Source organism: Lichenifustis flavocetrariae (assembly GCF_026130545.1).
Taxonomy (GTDB): Bacteria; Pseudomonadota; Alphaproteobacteria; order Rhizobiales; family Beijerinckiaceae; genus Lichenihabitans; species Lichenihabitans flavocetrariae.
In genome coordinates this window covers 26,103-41,585 of record NZ_JAMOIM010000017.1, presented here as the reverse complement: position 1 = coordinate 41,585, position 15,483 = coordinate 26,103, and the positions used below count along the sequence as shown (strand labels likewise).

The following is a 15,483-nucleotide window of genomic DNA, read 5'->3' as shown; positions in this document are numbered from 1 at the left end:
GATCGTGCCGCTCGCTTGCACCGTTTGGTTAGAGCGTGCGCTTTTCCTCGTGGACGCGGTAGCACTCGATAATGTCGCCTTGGCGCATGTCCTGATAGGACTCGAACGCCATGCCGCATTCCTGACCGGCCAGCACTTCCTTGACCTCGTCCTTGAAGCGCTTGAGCGTCGAGAGCTTACCCTCATGCACGACGACGCTGTCGCGGATGAGGCGGACATTGGCGCCGCGCTGGACGTTGCCGTCCGTGACGCGGCAGCCTGCGACTTTGCCGACCTTGGAGATGTTGAACACTTCCAGGATCAACGCATTGCCGAGCATCTCCTCGCGCAGCGTCGGCGGCAGCATGCCGGACATTGCCGCTTTCACGTCATCCACGAGATTGTAGATGATGTTGTAATAGCGGATCTCGACCCCGGTCTGCTCGGCCGACGCCCTGGCTTCTTTGTGGGCCCGGACGTTGAAGCCGAGGATCACGGCATTGGACGCCATGGCCAGTGTCACGTCGGATTCGGTAACGCCTCCGACGCCCGAATGAACCACCCGTGCCGCGACCTCGTCATTCCCGAGCTTATCGAGCGTCGCCAGGATCGCTTCCACAGAACCCTGCACGTCACCCTTGAGCACGAGTGCCAGTTCCTTCCGGCCGGCGGACTTGATCTGGCTCATCATGTCGGCGAGCGTGCCGCGCACCGACCCACCACGCACCGCGAGCTTCTCGCGCTTCTGGCGTTCGCGATATTCCGTGACCTCGCGGGCCCTGGCTTCGCTTTCGACGACCGCCACGCGATCACCGGCTTCCGGCGCGTTGGAGAAGCCGAGAACCTCGACCGGGAATGACGGTCCAGCCATATCGACCGGCTCGCCTTGATCGTCCAACATGGCGCGCACCCGGCCCCAGGCCGAACCCGCGACCACGATGTCGCCAACGATGAGGGATCCCTTCTGGATCAGCACGGTCGCCACGGGACCACGACCCCTGTCGAGCCGCGCTTCGATCACGCTGCCCTCCGCGGCACGGTCGGCATCCGCTTTGAGGTCGAGAACTTCCGCCTGCAGATCGATCGCTTCGAGGAGGCGATCCAGATTGGTGTGCTTCAACGCCGACACTTCGACTTCGAGCGTGTCGCCGCCCATGCTTTCCACCTGCACGTCGTAGTGCAGCAGCTCGCTGCGGACCCGCTCGGGTTTGGCATCGGACTTGTCGATCTTGTTGATCGCAACGATGATCGGCACCTTGGCCGCACGGGCATGATGGATGGCTTCGATCGTCTGCGGCATGACGCCGTCGTCGGCGGCCACCACCAGCACCACGATATCGGTCACTTTCGCGCCACGGGCGCGCATTGCCGTGAAGGCGGCGTGGCCGGGCGTGTCGATGAAGGTGATCGGCGCCCCGCTGGGCGAGATCACCTGATAGGCGCCGATATGCTGCGTGATGCCACCGGCTTCGCCGGACACGACGCTGGCCGACCGAATCGCATCGAGCAGCGAGGTCTTGCCATGGTCGACGTGGCCCATGATGGTCACGACCGGGGGCCGCGGCTCCATGTTGCCCTCGTCGTCCGGCTCGTCGAAGAGACCCTCTTCCACGTCCGATTCGGCAACGCGCTTCACGGTGTGCCCGAGTTCCTGCGCCAGCAGCTCCGCCGTATCGGCGTCGATCACGTCGTTGATCTTCACCATCTGGCCTGACTTCATCAGCAGCCGGATGACGTCGACGGCGCGCTCCGACATACGGTTCGCGAGTTCTTGGATCGTGATGGTCTCAGGCAGCACGATTTCGCGGGCGATCTTTTCCTTTTGCTCGGCCGTTTGGCCGCGCGTCAGGCGCTGCGTGCGGCGGCGGAAGGCCGCGACGGAGCGGGTGCGATCTTCCTGTTCCGACGTCGCCGTTGCGACCGTCAAACGGCCGCGGCTCTTCTCACCGCCACGGGTCGGGCGTGCCGGCAGAACCTGCCGGGGCGGGATCAACGTGCGCAGGCGTGGCGTGAGGGTACTGCGAACAGCCTCCTCGGTGCCGGCTGTCGCGGCGACGCCAAGCGGACGACGTTGTCCGGCCGCCTCGGTCTGTGGCAGGCGGCGACGCGCCTCGTCCTCAGCCTTGCGTTTTGATTCAGCTTCCTGCGCCCGGCGGGCGTCTTCCTCACGCTTACGAGCCTCGGCGGCTTCGCGGTCGGCTTTGTCCAGGGCTTCGCGTTCTGCCCGGATCTTCGCGTCGAGCTCGGCACGACGGCGATCCTCTTCTTCGCGTGTCTTGGCGCCGGCAAGCGCCTTCATCCGTGCGTCACGCTCCTCGTCGGTGAGCGTGCGGAGAACCATGCCGGTTTGCGGACGCTGCTGACCGGGACGCGCGGGTGCGGTTGCCGGGGTTGCTACAGGCGGACGGCCCTGCGGACGCGTACCCTGTGCAGGGCGGGTTGCTTGGGGTCCCGCACCTTGACCCTGGCGGGCCGCACCAGGCTGGGGTGACCTCGTCTGCATGGCAGCAGGCGGCGATGCGGGCCGAGCCGCCGGTGCAGCGGTTCTCGCGATCGGCGCAGGAGTTGGGGATGGGGCGACAGCAGCAGGTGACGGCGCTGCGGGCGGATTGGCCGCAGCACTGGCCTGTGCTGGCACGGGCGCCGCAGGTGCCGCCACTGGAGGCGCAGCTTCGACGACCGCGGCCGGCGCTACGAACTTCGGTTCGACAGGCGCCTCGGCAACAGGCGCAGGTGCAACGACCGGGGCCGGTGCCGCAGGAGAAACAGGCGCAACGGCCGGTTCGGGCGCCGCGCGTGCGACGATTGGTGGCGGGGCCGGACGGGCAGCCTGCGGATTGGCCACGGCCGCATTGCGCTTGGCAGCCTCGACAGCCGAAAGCATGGGGCGCGCGCCGCCGGAGCTCACCTGCGCGGTCGGTGCCGGTCGCGGTGCCTGGGGAGCCTGAGCGGCTGGGGCCGCCGGCGGAGGCGGGGGAGGCACTTCCTTGGCAACTTCACCGGGCCCGAGAACGCGGCGCTTCACCTTCTCGACGACCACCTGTTTGGTGCGGCCATGCGAGAAGCTTTGGCGAACAGTCCCCTGTTCCGTCGGGCGCTTCAAAGACAGGGTCTTTGTGCCGCTTACGGACAGAGTCTTTTCGCCAGCGTTGTTCGGTTCACTCATCAGTCACTCGTCCTGGGGGCCGAAGCCCGTTCAACCTTTGCGTCGACCCAATCGCCCCCGATCGCCCGTCGACCCCCACTTCACCCAACGATGGAAAGCGGCCCTGAGCCGCGGTACATATCCAAACGTCGTGATCGTGAGATAAAACCTTCGCTCGCCGCTCCAGCGGACAGCGCTGCATGTATCACATGTGTGCGCCCCAAAGCCAAATCCAATTGGCTGGACGCAAATATTTGAACACGGCCGATCGACAAAGCCGCATCGCCAAACCGGCGACGGAGAGCTGCATCCAGCTTCCTTAACCCGTCCTGGGCCGCCTCCTTGGCATGTACCAGACCGGCAAGAGGCAGTTTCGCTATGGCCTCCTCGACCTTGCTGGTGCCACAGATCACCAGACCAGCCTTCTTGGCCAGGGACAAGCACTGCAACGCATCCGCTTCTAGCAGAGAAGCCACTTGCTCCACAAGCTGCCCTTCGGCAACCACTTCCGCCTTGAAGGCACGCGCGAATGCCTTCTTGCGCACCGCGAGGGCCACGGTATCGGCATTGGCCGACACCCAAGCGCCCCGTCCGGGAAGACGGCACCGGATGTCCGGCACGATCCTCTTGTCGGGTGAGACGACAAACCGAATCAACCCGTCCGGTGCGCCCTTTGCACGCGTGACGATGCACATGCGCTCGGGGCCGGTTTCGTCTGGCAAGTCGAAGTCGATGAGGTCCTCGTCGGATGTCATCCGCAGGTCAGGCTTTCTCTTCAGCCTCTGCTTCCACTTCGGCCTCAGCCTCCTCCTCGGGGGCGCTTGCCTCGACCCAGCCGGCCATGACACGCGCCCGCATGATGAGCGCTTCGGCATCCTCCCGCGACATTTCGATGCCGTCGAGATAGCCGTCATGACGGACGGCTTCGTTGCCTTCGCGCTCCGTCCACCCCACGAGGTCGTCGGTCGCGCAGCCGGCGAGATCCTCGATCGTTTTGACGTCATTCTCGCCGAGCTTGACCATCATGACCGAGGTTATGCCGTCGACCTCGCGAAGCTCGTCCGCGACGCCGAGTTCCCGGCGGCGGTTGTCTAGTTCTTCTTCAATGCGCGCCAGGTTGTCGCGGGCGCGCGTCTGAATTTCCAGCGCCGTATCGTCGTCGAACCCTTCGATGGATTTCAACTCGGCCGGATCGACATAGGCGAGTTCCTCAATCGTGCGGAACCCTTCGGAGGCCAGCAGCTGTCCCACCACTTCGTCGACGTCGAGAGCCTGCATGAAGAGTTTGGTGCGCTCGGCGAATTCCTTCTGCCGCCGCTCCGATTCCTCTTCCTCGGTCATGATGTCGATGTCCCAGCCGGTGAGCTGGGACGCGAGGCGGACATTCTGGCCGCGACGCCCAATGGCGAGCGACAATTGGTCGTCCGGTACGACGACCTCGATGCGGGCCGAATCCTCGTCGAGCACCACCTTCACGACCTCAGCCGGCTGCAACCCGTTGACGATGAAGGTCGCGGCATCGGCCGACCACGGAATGATGTCGACCTTCTCGCCCTGCAACTCGTTCACCACGGCCTGCACGCGCGAGCCCCGCATGCCCACGCAGGCGCCCACAGGGTCGATCGAACTGTCGCGCGAGATCACGGCGATCTTGGCGCGGGAGCCAGGGTCGCGGGCCACGGCCTTCACCTCGATGATGCCGTCGTAAATTTCCGGCACTTCCTGCATGAAGAGCTTCGCCATGAACTGCGGATGCGTTCGCGACAGGAAGATCTGCGGTCCGCGCTGCTCGCGGCGCACGTCGTAGACATAGGCCCGGATCCGGTCGCCCGGCTTGAAGGTCTCGCGCGGGATCAGTTCGTCGCGGCGCACCACCGCTTCGCCCTTGCCGAGATCGATGACCACATTGCCGTATTCGACCCGCTTGACGATGCCGTTGACGATGTCTCCGATCCGGTCGCGGTAGTCTTCGTACTGCCTGTCACGCTCGGCCTCGCGCACCTTCTGCACGATGACCTGCTTGGCCGATTGTGCCGCGATACGGCCGAAATCGAAGGGCGGCAGGGTTTCGGAAATCCAGTCGCCGACCTGCGCGGCCGGATTCTTGCGGCGTGCTTGATCGAGCGTGATGTGGATTGCGTCGTTCTCGACGTCGTCCACCACGAGCAGAAGCCGGGAGAAGCGGATCTCGCCAGTCTTCGGATTGATCTCGGCCCGGACCTCGGTCTCCTGGCCATAGCGTGAGCGTGCGGCCTTCTGGATCGCGTCCTCCATGGAGGCGAGCACGATCGAGCGGTCGATGGACTTTTCCCGCGCGACCGCGTCGGCGATCTGCAAAAGTTCGAGCCTGTTGGCGCTGACGGCCATGAAGATTCTCCTCGGGTGATAGGGTGGGTGACGTAAGGCCGCCTTCAGCGGCGCTTGCGCACCTGAATTCCTGCAGGGGTCACGGGCTTGGCTTTGTTGCCCTTGCCGAAGCGGCCTGGCCCGCGCCGAACCTCCGGCTCGGCGGATGGCGCTTCCTCGGCATCGCCGCCTTCGCTGGGATCGACATCGAGCGAGCGATCGGCCTTGAGCGCATCCCGGATCAAGGCGTCGGTCAGCACGAGCCGAGCGTCGGAAAGATCCGTATAGGCGATCTCGACCATGTCGGCCTCATCGGCACGTGCATCGAGACGCTTGATGCGCAATCGCTCCGCACCGGCCTCGATCAGCAAGCCTTTGAACCGCTTGCGGCCGTCGACAGGGTAATCGAGTTCGATCCGGGCTTCGTGACCGAGCGACCGCAGGAGATCGGAACGCCGTACAAGCGGCCGGTCGATGCCGGGAGACGACACTTCCAGCCGGTATTCGCCGGGAATCGGATCGTCAAGGTCGAGCACTGGCGAAAGGGCCTTGCTGGCCGCTTCGCAATCCTCGATCCGCATCGTCCCGTCCGGACGTTCCGCCATGATCTGCAGCGCCTGCGGCGAACCGGCGAGCTTCACCCGCACAAGGCGCAGGCCGAGATCTTTCAACACCGGTTCCACGATGCGTGCCACGCGCGCACCAATCCCCGACTCGGTCGTGAAGCGAGGTTCGTCGATGTCGGCCGCAACGGTTGCCGAACTTGGGCCGATGTCGTGGGGCTTCGAACTCATAGAGGCCTGAATGTTTGATCCGGAGAAGAGGAGGCCAAAACGCCAAAAGAGCGGGTCCGGCAGGGCCCACTCTTCTAAAATCTACCGGACGATTAGGTTATTACAAACTCATATAGACCTGTCCTCAGCCTTCCGCAAGGATCGTCTTGCGCTCTCGTGCGACGTTTGGGAGACCCGGCTCGGACGACCACACTCGTGGCGACCAGCGAAGACGATCGATGCAAATGCTGTTTCCCGATGTGCCGAAAGGGATTTTCGGAGAGCGCAATTTCAGGCTGTTCTTTTTCGGTTATCTGGTGTCGCTGACCGGCAGCGCCATGGTTCCTGTCGCCCTTACGTTCGCGATTCTCGAATGTGGCGGAAGCGCCGGCCGTGTCGGACTGGTTCTTGGGTCCGAGACCGCCGCGCTCGTTCTGCTCCTGCTGGCAGGAGGCGTCGTGGGCGATCGTTTGTCACGAAAAACCGTGATGGTCACGGCCGATCTCGGTCGCTGTGTCGCGCAGGCTCTTCTCGCGGCCTTGCTGTTCAGCGGCCACGCGTCGCTCTGGCTCTTGATGGGGCTCGCCGTGCTGCTGGGGGCCGGGCAGGCGTTCTTCGGGCCGGCCCTGACCGGCCTCGTTCCCGAAATCACCGGCGCGGCCAGGCTGCAAGACGCGAATGCCTGGTTGGGGACCGCCAGATCCCTGGGACAGATCGCAGGTCCGGCTTTGGCCGGCCTGGTCGTTGCTGCCGGCGGCGCACCCTGGGCGATCCTGATCGACGCCTTCACCTATGCGGTTGGGGCAGCCTGTCTGGCCGCCGTCGACCTGCCTGCCGTTCCGCCCGCGGCGACCGAGCCTTTCCTGCTGCAGTTGAAGCTGGGATGGACAGAGTTCCGGTCGCATCGCTGGCTGTGGATTATCGTCACGCAATTCGGCTTCTACCACATGCTGGTTCTGGCACCTCTGATGGTGCTGGGCGCCGTGATCGCCGAGCGGTCTCTGGGCGGGGCCGCGGCCTGGGGCTTGATCCTCTCCGGGCAGGGTCTCGGGGCCGTCATCGGTGGCGTGAGCGTCCTGCGAAGGCGCCCAGGACGTCCACTCGCCTGGGCGACGGTCGCAACCTTCATGGGTGTGCCCATGATCGTTCTTCTGGCGTGGCCGGGACCGCTCTGGGCGATCGCTGCCGCTGCGGCCTGCTCGGGTGCCGGATTCGCGATCTTCACCGTCCTGTTCGATACGACGATGCAGCGGGAGATCCCGCCGGCGGCTTTGTCTCGCGTCAGTTCCTATGAATGGCTCGGCTCCTTCGCCCTCCTGCCGATCGGTTCTATCCTCACCGGGCCGATCTCCGCACTCCTGGGCACGAGCGGCACGTTGTGGTTTTCGGCCGTCTGGCTCATGGCGACATCCGCGCTGGTCCTGTCGGCGCCCGCAGTACACCGCCTGCGCTGGCGGCAGGAAACGACACTTGCAGCCACGCCGTGATCTTCCGAAACTAACGAGGATCGGCAGGGCCGCCTTGACGTTACATTGCCATCGCGGCCACGGCCTGCACCAGGCGCTCCAAATCCTCGGGACGCGATTGCCGATGGTCACCGTCTTTGATCAACGTGACGCTGACCGGATCGGCGGCGAGGTGCTCGACGAGCAGCATGGCATGCTGCCACGGCACGTCGGGATCCCGCATGCCCTGGAGGATATGCACCGGGCAATAGGCGCGGATCTCCGAATCGAGCAGCAGATGCTGCCGTCCGTCCTCGATCAATGCGCGGGTCACCGGATAGGGCTCCGCCGCATAGTCGGTCGGGCGCATCCATCGGCCTTCCGTCTCGATGGCGGTGCGGATCTCCGGCGTGAACTGCGCCCACATGAGAGCCTCGGTGAAGTCGACAGCGGGTGCGATCAGCACCATGCCGGCGAGCCGCTCAGTCTCCTGCGTCCTGGCCAGGGCGCGAGCGAGAAGCAGCGCGATCCAGCCGCCCATGGACGACCCGACCAGAATCTGCGGACCTGCCGTCAGTTGGCGCGCCACCGTAAGTGCGTCGTCGAGCCAGAGCCCGATCGTTCCGTCGCCAAAGTCGCCGCTCGACCGCCCGTGCCCGAAATAGTCGAAGCGAAGGAAGGCCCGTCCGGCCCCGCGTGCCCAAGCGTCGAGCGCGACCGCCTTGGTCGAGTCCATGTCGGATTTGAAGCCGCCGAGCCAGACGACGCCCGGCCGCTGGGTCCCGGAGGCCTCCGCCTCTATGCGCCGGTAGGCGATTCGACGTACGTCACGCCCCGTTCCCGGGTTGACGTCAAGGAAGTGGAGATCATCGTCACGCATTGTTAAAGGAGTTTCCTTCAATCATCACGATTATATGGTCTGCCGGGCCAGGCCGGGCGACACCTGGGGAGTTGATGCAGCACAGCTACGCTTCGCCCTTTGCCCACGACGTGCTGTCTCCGCTCGCCGGCCGGACCGTGTTGCAGATCATTCCGTCCCTCGACGCGGGGGGCGCGGAACGCACCACGGTCGACACGGCCGGCGCCCTGGCGGCAGCCGGCGCGCGGGCCCTGGTGGCCTGCGAAGGAGGGCGGCTGGTTGCCGAGTTGCAGGCTCGGGGTGGCGTGTGGGTGCCGTTTCCGGCCCGCTCCAAGAACCCGGTGGCGATGGCGCTCAATGTGCGGAAGCTCGCGCACCTGATCCACATCGAGCGACCCGCCATCGTGCATGCCCGCTCTCGCGCCCCAGCCTGGGTGGCACTGGCCGCCTGCCGGCTGACCAAGACACCTTTCATCACCACCTATCACGGTGCCTACAGCGGTCGAAGCCCCCTGAAGCTGCGCTACAATTCCGTGATGGCGCGCGGCGATATCGTGGTCGCCAATTCGCATTACACCCGCGACCTCATCGTCAAGAATTTCCCCTGGGCCCGCGATCGTCTGCGGGTCGTGGTCAACGGGGCCGACCTTCGCCGTTTTACGGTCGAAGCCGTGGATCCCGCGCGGGTCGAGCGTCTGAGGGCCAGCTGGGGGATCGCCCCCGAGGAACGCATCGTTCTCCTGGCGGCACGTCTGACGGCCTGGAAGGGTCATCGCGTGCTGATCGAGGCGGCGTCGAAGCTTGTCCGCGCCGGCCTCGTCGGCACGGTCTTCGTGCTGGCGGGCGATGAGCAAGGCAAGACCGGCTATGTCAAGGAACTCGACGCGCTGATCCGCAAGGCGGGCCTCGAACATACGGTGCGCCGCGTCGGCCATTGCGACGATATGCCGGCCGCCCTGATGGCAGCAAGTGTGGTGACAGTGCCGTCGACCGAACCCGAAACCTTCGGCCGGGTCGCCGTCGAAGCGCAGTCGATCGGCGTGCCCGTGATCGTGTCCGATCTCGGTGCGGTCGGCGAGACGGTCGTCGCGCCGCCCGATGCGCCCCCGGAGCATCGCACCGGCTGGCGCGTTCCCGCCGGTGATGCCGATGCGCTGGCGGACGCCATTTCGGCGGCTCTCAAACTCGGCGCCAGTGCGCGGGGTGCCATGGCGGCCAGGGGCCGCAGTCATGTGGAGGCACATTTCTCGGTCGATCGCATGGCCCATGACATGCTGGATACTTATGCGGCTCTGCTTGAAACCCACGCGGCTCCGGTGTCTTTCTAAGCCATGACGTCCGATCAAGCTCCTCCTTCAGTCACGATCCGCACGGCCCACCCCGAGGATGCGGCGGCCGTGGCGGCGCTGCACGCCGAAAGCTGGCGCCGTCACTACCGGGGATCGCTCAGCGACGCCTATCTGGACGGTCCGATCGAGGCCGAGCGGAAGGCCGTCTGGACGCAGCGGCTCGATCATCCGCGCGCCGATCAGGTTGTGCTGCTGGCCGTGGCGGCGGATGTCCTCGCCGGCTTCGTCTGCTTGTTTCTCGACCACGAGACCTTGCACGCGTCTCTGATCGACAACCTGCATGTCGACGTGGAATGGCAACGTCGGGGGCTCGGCCGGCGTCTGCTGAAGGAGGCCGGCGACGTCATGCTGCATGCCTTGCCACGACGCCCCGCCACCCTCTATGTGCTCGAAGCCAACGCGGCCGCCCGGCGCTTCTACGACAGGATCGGTGGCGTCGTCGTGGAACAGGGCCGAAAGACGGAACCGGACGGCAGCGAGGTGGCGGTGCTCCGTTACGCTTGGCCGACCCCCTCCGCCTTGATCGAGGGGACATCGGCGGCCTGAAAAATATGCTTGAACGGCGGCCGCGAGGGACAATTCAGTGACCAGGATGCTGATCGCGGTCGGATCCGCTGAAGAGGCCGATGTGGCCATCGAGGGCGGTGCCGATCGGCTCGTCGTAAGAGCGATGGGCGATGGCGCGGCCTTGACCAGCGGCGCATGCGAGGAGATCGGCCGGATCGCGACGGGTCGCTGTCCCGTTGCGCTGTGGATGCCGGGATCTCACGCCGCGTCCTGGGCGCTTCTCCGTCAGCTGTGTGGTGCCGACGAAGTCTACCTCCCGCTTGAACAGGCCTCCGACTCGGCGGCGGAGTTCGGCGGTGCACGCCGGTTTGCCCGATTGCCGTTCGAAGACGGCGCGCCCGAAACTGCTTTCGAGTCGGCAGCTAGGGAAGGGTTCGACGGCGTTTTGCTTTGCGTTGAAGACGACTCGCGTCGTCTGTTGCAGGTGCAAACTGTCGGTCAATTGCAACAGCAGGTGCACTGGGCGCGTGCGCGGAAGCTCATCGTTGGCTTCGCGGGTCGGATCGAGGCGCCCGATATCCCGCGCCTGCTGGCCATGACCCCCGATTTCATTTTGTTCGACGGCATGGTTCGGCAAGAGGGCCGCGGCACCGGTCCGCTCGATCCCGAGCGCCTTCGCTACGCGCGGGATCTGATGTCGACGCTCGCTCCGACCAAGCCGTCATCGCACCGGGCAGCCGACAGCGATGCAACCGTCCACGACCGCATCTTCGTGCGTGACTGGCTCGTCGAGATCCAGATCGGGGCCTATGCGTACGAACGCGAGCCCCAGCGGGTTCGCTTCACCGTCGAAGTGGAAGTCGTGCGCGTCGCCGCTCGCGCGGCCGATCTTCGCCACGTCGTGACCTACGATCTGATCACGGATTCGATCAGCCGCGCCACGATCGAGCATGTGGATCTGGTCGAGACCGTCGCGGAAGATGTCGCCAGCGCCATCCTCATGCATCCTCGTGCCACGATGGTGGACATCACCGTCGAAAAGCTCGATCTCGGCACCGGCTCCCTTGGCTGCCGCCTCTTGCGACGTCGCGACCGGCCGCTCTGAGACTTCGCTGATCTCCCCCATCCCGCCTGCCATTTCACTTGTCCTGGTGCAGATACCGTCGTGACGTCTTCCCCATCCACTCTCGACCGTGCCTCGGGCGGTCTTCTGCAGCCTGTCTCGACCGGCCTTCTCGCGGCCCTCGTCGGCTTCGCCAGCACCTTCGCCATCATCCTCCAGGGATTGCGGGCCGTCGGCGCGAGCCCGGAGCAGAGTGCGTCGGGTCTGTTCATCATTTGCGTCATGCAGGGTGTTCTGGCGATCGTCTTCGGATTGTGGTGGAGGCAGCCCATCAGCATCGTCTGGTCGACACCGGGGGCGGCCCTGCTGATCGCGACGGGCGCGGTGTCGGGCGGCTTCCCGGCCGCCATCGGCGCCTTTCTGGTGGCCGTGGGACTGATCGTCGTGGCGGGCCTGTGGCGACCGTTCGGGCGCCTCGTCTCGGCCATTCCGGTCGGCCTCGCCAGCGCCATGCTGGCCGGGATCCTCTATGAGATCTGTCTCGCGCCCATCCATGCCGTCGCGCTGCGACCGGCCTTGACCCTGCCGGTCGTGCTGGCCTGGGCGCTCGCGCTTCGCTTCGCGCGCCTCTATGCGATCCCGATCGCGCTTCTCACCACGGTGGCGATCGTGCTTTTCGTCACCAAAGTGCCGCCGGGCGCCCTCGGCGACGTCTGGCCACATCCTGTCTTCGTCATGCCCGCGTGGTCGCCGGTGACGATCGGTACGTTGAGCATTCCGCTCTTCATCGTGACGATGGCGTCGCAGAATGTGCCCGGCCTCGCGGTGCTCCGGGCCAACGGTTACGAGCCGAAGATCGCGCCCCTGTTTGTCGGCACGGGGCTCGGTGGAGCCGTCACGGCGGCGCTCGGCGGCCCGCCCATCAACCTCGCCGCCATCACGGCGGCGCTCTGCGCCGGTCCCGACGCGCATCCCGATCCGGCGCGGCGCTACATTGCGACGATCGTGGCCGGAATCGCCTATCTGGCCCTGGGTCTGTTTGCCGGCGTCACCACGGCCTTCATCGAGGTGTCGCCCAAGGAGCTCATCGCCGCGGTGGCCGGGCTCGCGCTTCTCGGCAGTTTCGCGTCGGCTCTCAGCACGGCGCTGACGAACCCTGAGGAACGGATCGCGGTCGCGGTGACGTTTCTGGTCACCGCTTCGGGCGTCGCCTTCTTCGGCATCGGCGCGCCGTTCTGGGGACTTGTGGCGGGAGGCCTGTTGCTCGGCCTCAACCGGATCGGCCGCTGACGGGCTCCTTTCGTGCGGCCGCGAACCAGTAGTTCACATCCGTGTCGCGGCCGAGCCGCCAGTCGTTTTTCAGCGGATCGAAGATCATCCCGCTCTGGTCGAGCGGCCGAAACCCCACCGCGCCAGTCCAGCGCGCCAGTTCGCTCGGGCGCACGAAGCGGTCCCACTTGTGCGTGCCGCGCGGCAGCCAGCCGAGCACATATTCGGCACCGACGATGGCCAGCAGAAAGCATTTGGCGGTGCGGTTCAGCGTCGAGACCAGCAGAAGGCCACGCGGCTTCACGAGACTGCAGGCCGTTGCCATGAAGGCCGGCTGATCGAGCACATGCTCCACCACTTCGGAGGCGATCACTACGTCGAAGCGCTCGGATGTGGCAGCCACGTCCTCGACCGTGACGTCGCGATAGTCGATGCGCAGGCCCGTTGCCTCGGCGTGGCGGCGCGCGATGGCGATATTTCCGGGCGCCGGGTCGACGCCCGTCACCCGGGCCCCCAGCCGGGTGAGCGGCTCTGACAAGAGACCACCGCCGCAGCCGATGTCGAGAATCGACATGCCGGCCAGGGGCAGGGTGCCCCGGTCCGTATCGCCCCCGACGGTTGGGCCGAAATGGGCCGCGACACGGTCCCGGATGTACCGGATGCGGGTGGGATTGAGCTTGTGCAGCGCTCCCATGGAGCCCGCCTCGTCCCACCATTCGGCGCCGAGACGCTCGAACTGCACGATGTCCTGGTCGTCGACAGAGCCGCGCCCGGCGGTGCTGTTCATGCCGGGCTCCGGTCGGACATGGGCATTGCAAAAGAAGGCGTGTCCAGCCGTGGCATTGATCTCGCTCCGCGATCCGTCGTCGACATGATCCTACCGCGCCTTGTTGGTGCAGCCCAGCGCCAGCCTTGGTAAACCCTTCGGGACTCGTTGCGGCCAAAGTGCCGGCGGTTGACAACCCCCGCCGCGCCGCTCAGTGTGATCTCCGACGGTCCCCGCAAGGGGTTCAAAGGGAATGCGGTGGGCTTGTCCCGTATGCCGCAGCTGCCCCCGCAACTGTAAGCGGAAAGTCCTGGAACCAGAAAGCCACTGTGCCGATCGCGGCGTGGGAAGGCGGGGCCGGGGCGATCGATCCGCGAGCCAGGAGACCTGCCGTCGAAGATCAGCGTGCGTACCGGGCGGGGTGCCTCGGGTCGCGGGAAGTCTGCTGCCGATCAGAGGATCGCAGCGATTCCACCCTATTCGGGGCGCCGCCGTTCGCACCCTGGCGCTTCGTTGCGCGGAAAGTGTGCGGGTGACGATCGAATATCTTAGCGAGACGAGAGCGGACGTCACGCGGATCCATGTCTGCATCACCTGCCGGGCCGAGGTTGGCGAAGAGCCGCGGGCCGGCGCCCTGATGTTTGGCGCGTTGCAGGCAGCGTTCAACGACGATCCCGCCGTGCAGGTCATTCCGGTCGAATGCCTGAGCGTATGCAAGCGTCCCTGCTCGGTCGCCTTCTCGGCGCCCGGCAAATGGACCTATGTCTACGGCGACCTCCCGGCTGACACGGGCGTCGCCGTCGTGCGCGAAGCCGCCGCGCTCTACGGCGCGACAACCGATGGACTGATCCCCTGGCGGTTGCGGCCGGACGCCATCAAGAAGGGCGTGGTCGCCCGCATTCCACCGCTCCCGATCCCCTCCCAGGCGTCCTGACCCATGACTTCGCTCGCCAAAGTTCCCGTTACCGTCATCACCGGCTTTCTTGGCGCCGGAAAGACCACCCTGATCCGGCACCTCCTCGAAAAATCCGCCGGCCGGCGGTTGGCCCTGATCGTCAATGAGTTCGGCGATGTCGGCGTCGACGGCGAGATCCTGCGCGCCTGCGGCATCGCGTCCTGCCCGGACGAGAACATCGTCGAACTCGCCAATGGCTGCCTGTGCTGCACGGTGGCGGATGATTTCATCCCGGCCATCGAGGCGCTGCTCGCCCGGACACCGCGGCCGGATCACATCATCGTCGAGACATCGGGCCTCGCGCTGCCGAAACCTCTCGTCAAGGCCTTCGACTGGCCGGCGATCCGGGCCAAGCTGACGGTCGACGGCGTGGTGGCTGTGGTGGATGCCGCGGCGGTCGCGGCAGGGCGTTTCGCCGACGATCCGGAGAAGCTCCTGGCGCAGCGCGCCGCCGATGCCTCGGCCGATCACGACAACCCCCTCGAAGAGGTCTACGAGGATCAGCTTCTCTGCGCCGATCTCATCGTGCTGAACAAGGCCGACCTCCTTTCCGAATCGGAGATCGGCACCGTGCGCGGCGATGTGCAGGCCGTCGTGCCTCGCGCCGTGAAGATCGTCACCACCAGCGAAGGCAGGCTCGACCCCGCCATCCTGCTCGGCCTGGAGGCGGCCGCCGAGGACGATCTGGCGGCCCGACCCTCGCATCACGACATGGAGGAGGGGCACGACCACGACGACTTCGACTCGTTCGTGCTCGACGTGCCAGCGCTCGACGACCCGGCGAAGTTCGTGGAACGGCTCAAGCAGGTTGCCGAGGAGCATGATGTGTTGCGCATGAAGGGATTTCTGGAGGTGCGCGGCAAGCCGATGCGGCTCCTCGTCCAGGGCGTCGGCACCCGCTTCCGCCAGCAGTTCGACAAGCCCTGGTTGACGGGTGCGAACCGGCAGGGGCGTCTCGTCGTGATCGGTGAGAAGGGCCTCGACCAAGCGGCCATCGCGGCCGCGCTGGCGGCCTGACCCGGCCGGC

General features: G+C 65.9%; 13 protein-coding genes and 1 riboswitch. Of the genes, 7 read left to right on the top strand and 6 right to left on the bottom strand.

Annotation, left to right across the window (positions count from 1 at the left end):
• Nucleotides 1-28: 28 nt before the first annotated feature.
• From infB to rimP, 4 genes are all read right to left on the bottom strand, one after another.
• On the bottom strand, nucleotides 29-3,145 hold the full coding sequence (infB, locus tag M8523_RS21895; RefSeq protein ID WP_282587038.1) for a translation initiation factor IF-2: 3,117 nt from the start codon (nucleotides 3,143-3,145) through the stop codon (nucleotides 29-31).
• Between the two features lie 80 nt (nucleotides 3,146-3,225).
• A complete protein-coding gene (locus M8523_RS21890) occupies nucleotides 3,226-3,879 on the bottom strand; it encodes an RNA-binding protein (RefSeq protein WP_282587037.1) in 654 nt (217 codons plus the stop codon).
• Between the two features lie 7 nt (nucleotides 3,880-3,886).
• On the bottom strand, nucleotides 3,887-5,491 hold the full coding sequence (nusA, locus tag M8523_RS21885) for a transcription termination factor NusA (protein ID WP_282587036.1): 1,605 nt from the start codon (nucleotides 5,489-5,491) through the stop codon (nucleotides 3,887-3,889).
• A gap of 44 nt (nucleotides 5,492-5,535) precedes the next feature.
• Nucleotides 5,536-6,264 (bottom strand): ribosome maturation factor RimP, encoded by a 729-nt coding sequence (gene rimP / locus M8523_RS21880; RefSeq protein ID WP_282587035.1) that lies wholly within the window; start codon nucleotides 6,262-6,264, stop codon nucleotides 5,536-5,538.
• A 224-nt stretch (nucleotides 6,265-6,488) separates the two neighbouring features.
• On the opposite strand from rimP, the gene M8523_RS21875 reads away from it, so the two are divergent.
• Nucleotides 6,489-7,730: an MFS transporter gene (locus tag M8523_RS21875; protein WP_282587034.1), complete on the top strand. Its 1,242-nt coding sequence runs from the start codon at nucleotides 6,489-6,491 to the stop codon at nucleotides 7,728-7,730.
• 40 nt (nucleotides 7,731-7,770) lie between these two features.
• Here the strand turns inward: M8523_RS21875 and M8523_RS21870 are convergent, their stop codons facing one another.
• Nucleotides 7,771-8,568: an alpha/beta hydrolase gene (locus M8523_RS21870; protein ID WP_282587033.1), complete on the bottom strand. Its 798-nt coding sequence runs from the start codon at nucleotides 8,566-8,568 to the stop codon at nucleotides 7,771-7,773.
• Between the two features lie 74 nt (nucleotides 8,569-8,642).
• On the opposite strand from M8523_RS21870, the gene M8523_RS21865 reads away from it, so the two are divergent.
• From M8523_RS21865 to M8523_RS21850, 4 genes are read left to right on the top strand one after another with little or no spacing between them, the layout of a single operon-like run.
• Nucleotides 8,643-9,875 (top strand): glycosyltransferase family 4 protein, encoded by a 1,233-nt coding sequence (locus M8523_RS21865; protein WP_282587032.1) that lies wholly within the window; start codon nucleotides 8,643-8,645, stop codon nucleotides 9,873-9,875.
• A 3-nt stretch (nucleotides 9,876-9,878) separates the two neighbouring features.
• Nucleotides 9,879-10,442: a GNAT family N-acetyltransferase gene (locus tag M8523_RS21860; RefSeq protein WP_282587031.1), complete on the top strand. Its 564-nt coding sequence runs from the start codon at nucleotides 9,879-9,881 to the stop codon at nucleotides 10,440-10,442.
• Between the two features lie 46 nt (nucleotides 10,443-10,488).
• A complete protein-coding gene (locus M8523_RS21855; RefSeq protein ID WP_282587122.1) occupies nucleotides 10,489-11,508 on the top strand; it encodes a dihydroneopterin aldolase in 1,020 nt (339 codons plus the stop codon).
• 60 nt (nucleotides 11,509-11,568) lie between these two features.
• On the top strand, nucleotides 11,569-12,756 hold the full coding sequence (locus M8523_RS21850; RefSeq protein ID WP_282587030.1) for a benzoate/H(+) symporter BenE family transporter: 1,188 nt from the start codon (nucleotides 11,569-11,571) through the stop codon (nucleotides 12,754-12,756).
• On the opposite strand, the gene ubiG is transcribed toward M8523_RS21850, so the two are convergent.
• Nucleotides 12,737-13,522 carry a bifunctional 2-polyprenyl-6-hydroxyphenol methylase/3-demethylubiquinol 3-O-methyltransferase UbiG gene (ubiG, locus tag M8523_RS21845; RefSeq protein ID WP_282587029.1) on the bottom strand — a complete coding sequence of 262 codons (786 nt, stop codon included), beginning with the start codon at nucleotides 13,520-13,522 and terminating at the stop codon, nucleotides 12,737-12,739. The genes M8523_RS21850 and ubiG overlap by 20 nt on opposite strands.
• Nucleotides 13,523-13,711: 189 nt before the next feature.
• A riboswitch (cobalamin riboswitch) is annotated at nucleotides 13,712-13,910 on the top strand.
• Between the two features lie 123 nt (nucleotides 13,911-14,033).
• Here ubiG and M8523_RS21840 point away from each other — a divergent pair.
• Together M8523_RS21840 and cobW are read left to right on the top strand one after the other, a co-directional pair.
• Complete coding sequence (locus M8523_RS21840) at nucleotides 14,034-14,435, top strand: DUF1636 family protein (protein ID WP_282587028.1); 402 nt, start codon at nucleotides 14,034-14,036, stop codon at nucleotides 14,433-14,435.
• A 3-nt stretch (nucleotides 14,436-14,438) separates the two neighbouring features.
• Nucleotides 14,439-15,473 (top strand): cobalamin biosynthesis protein CobW, encoded by a 1,035-nt coding sequence (gene cobW / locus M8523_RS21835; protein WP_282587027.1) that lies wholly within the window; start codon nucleotides 14,439-14,441, stop codon nucleotides 15,471-15,473.
• Nucleotides 15,474-15,483 lie beyond the last annotated feature (10 nt).

What these genes read in the sequence shown, in the direction of transcription:
- infB (WP_282587038.1), bottom strand. Translation starts at nt 3,145, where the DNA reads ATGAGTGAACCGAACAACGCTGGCGAAAAGACTCTGTCCGTAAGCGGC.
- M8523_RS21890 (WP_282587037.1), bottom strand. Translation starts at nt 3,879, where the DNA reads ATGACATCCGACGAGGACCTCATCGACTTCGACTTGCCAGACGAAACC.
- nusA (WP_282587036.1), bottom strand. Translation starts at nt 5,491, where the DNA reads ATGGCCGTCAGCGCCAACAGGCTCGAACTTTTGCAGATCGCCGACGCG.
- rimP (WP_282587035.1), bottom strand. Translation starts at nt 6,264, where the DNA reads ATGAGTTCGAAGCCCCACGACATCGGCCCAAGTTCGGCAACCGTTGCG.
- M8523_RS21875 (WP_282587034.1), top strand. Translation starts at nt 6,489, where the DNA reads ATGCTGTTTCCCGATGTGCCGAAAGGGATTTTCGGAGAGCGCAATTTC.
- M8523_RS21870 (WP_282587033.1), bottom strand. Translation starts at nt 8,568, where the DNA reads ATGCGTGACGATGATCTCCACTTCCTTGACGTCAACCCGGGAACGGGG.
- M8523_RS21865 (WP_282587032.1), top strand. Translation starts at nt 8,643, where the DNA reads ATGCAGCACAGCTACGCTTCGCCCTTTGCCCACGACGTGCTGTCTCCG.
- M8523_RS21860 (WP_282587031.1), top strand. Translation starts at nt 9,879, where the DNA reads ATGACGTCCGATCAAGCTCCTCCTTCAGTCACGATCCGCACGGCCCAC.
- M8523_RS21855 (WP_282587122.1), top strand. Translation starts at nt 10,489, where the DNA reads ATGCTGATCGCGGTCGGATCCGCTGAAGAGGCCGATGTGGCCATCGAG.
- ubiG (WP_282587029.1), bottom strand. Translation starts at nt 13,522, where the DNA reads ATGAACAGCACCGCCGGGCGCGGCTCTGTCGACGACCAGGACATCGTG.
- cobW (WP_282587027.1), top strand. Translation starts at nt 14,439, where the DNA reads ATGACTTCGCTCGCCAAAGTTCCCGTTACCGTCATCACCGGCTTTCTT.